Below are 1,762 nucleotides of genomic sequence, written 5' to 3'. Positions count from 1 at the left end.
TTGTTTTCACTAACCCCATTTACCACCACAAATTTACAAACATAAAACTCTTGTTTTCTATCTTCATCTTCTAAGATTTCATCTAGTCCTTGTGCGATTTGAAGTTTTAAATTTTGCATTTTTGCAGGAGCTAAAAAACTAAAATGATATTCGTTTAATTCTTTATTATCTTCTAAAGCATTTTTGATGATTTTATCATACTCATGTAGCTGTGTAAAATACCCTACTCCTAAATCTTTATTTTCAAATTCCTTATAAGCACTTTTATAAACTTTAGCAATGTTTTTTGGGATAATAAAATAAAGTTTGATTAAATTAGTATCAAAGCTAAGATTTAATTCTTTAAATTCATAATCTTTACTAAAGTCTTGTTTGAATTGATTAAGAATATTTATATCCTCTATATCTTTTAAATCTTTTAAATCTATATTAAATTCATTTAAAGCCTTATCTTGTTCTTTTTTTTCATTATTGATTAAAAGATTATAGATAGGTAAATTATCTTTTTGAAATCTATCACTTTTATAATGAAGTCTTATTATAGGCTCTTTTAACTCTATTTGATTTTTACTTTGTTCTCCTAAGCCCTCTTTAGGATCAAAGCTGTGATCAAATTTAAACTTAGTAGGAGTAAAGCTTACTTTTAAAGCAAAGCCTTTATCTGTTTTACAAGCTGAGATGAGTTCTTGTAAGATTGCAAATTCATTATTGACTTTCTTTTGAGATAAGGATCCTTTTACATTAACAACTTTAGTACAAGGAACACTTACACCTGCTATAGTATTAGGACAAGCTACTATACTAGAGTTTAATAAATCACTTTCTAGTATTATAGGAATGTTATTGTCTTTAAAAGTTTTTCCTTTGTTTGATTTAAGTATGACTTTACCTCCATGGATACATTCTAGGTTTTGATTTTCTAAAAGAGCATGAAGTTTAGCTATAGCTTGTTTTTTATCTACTTGTGTGGTTTTTTGTTCTTTTAAAGTGTTTGAAATTAAGTCTTTATACTCTAAGCTTTGTTTGCTTAAACATTCTAATTTAATATTTAAAGAATTTTCTATAATAGAATAATTAAGCAAACAAAGTTCATCATTTTTATAAAAGATGCTAAGTCTTCCTTTGCCACTGCTTTCATCTTTAGGAGAAAAATAATAACTAGGTGTATCTTGTTTTATAGTATTATCTTGATCTAATTCTCCAAAGTAAAAAGGATTATTAGGAAGTTCATTTGATCCTGTAAGGAGGGTGGAGTTTAAAAAGATTTTTATATCTAAACTTTTAAAATCTATTTGATATTTTTCTTCTATGTCCTTTATATCCAAAACACTTCTATCTTTTGCAAAAATATCACAATGATTATCATAAATATGGATCAAATTTGACATAGAGATGAAAGAAGTATTGTTAGAATTATCTTGCAAATCTTGTAAATTTACTTTATCTAAGAATATGATTTTTATATTATTTGTCTTTAATACTATGGTATTGGTATTTTTATCATAAAATTGCTCTATGTTAAATACTTCGTTTAAAATTAAATTAACATCATTTTCCTTAGTATTAAAGCTTTGATTATTTAGATTATCTTGTAAGGAAATTTCTTTATTTAAATAGTCTTGGATATCTTTTATTTTTTCATTTCTTTTTTCTTTTAAAGTATTGATAGATTTATAAAGCCTTTTTCTAGCATCAAGATAGGTATCATTGAGCTTTTCTTTATCTAGGATGAAGATTTTTGTGAAAGTAGAATTATAGCCTA

The 1,762-nt window shown here is 25.0% G+C and carries 1 protein-coding gene; it reads right to left on the bottom strand.

All coding sequences use genetic code 11. The annotated features are described in order from the left end of the window. Window positions 1-1,082: hypothetical protein (locus AJN64_RS09910; protein WP_186820828.1), on the bottom strand; the 1,082-nt coding region annotated here is incomplete at its 3' end. Window positions 1,083-1,762 lie beyond the last annotated feature (680 nt).

This window comes from Campylobacter sp. BCW_4332 (assembly GCF_001763175.1).
In the GTDB taxonomy this organism is placed as follows: domain Bacteria; phylum Campylobacterota; class Campylobacteria; order Campylobacterales; family Campylobacteraceae; genus Campylobacter_D; species Campylobacter_D jejuni.
This window is presented reverse-complemented; position numbering and strand designations above follow the sequence as displayed.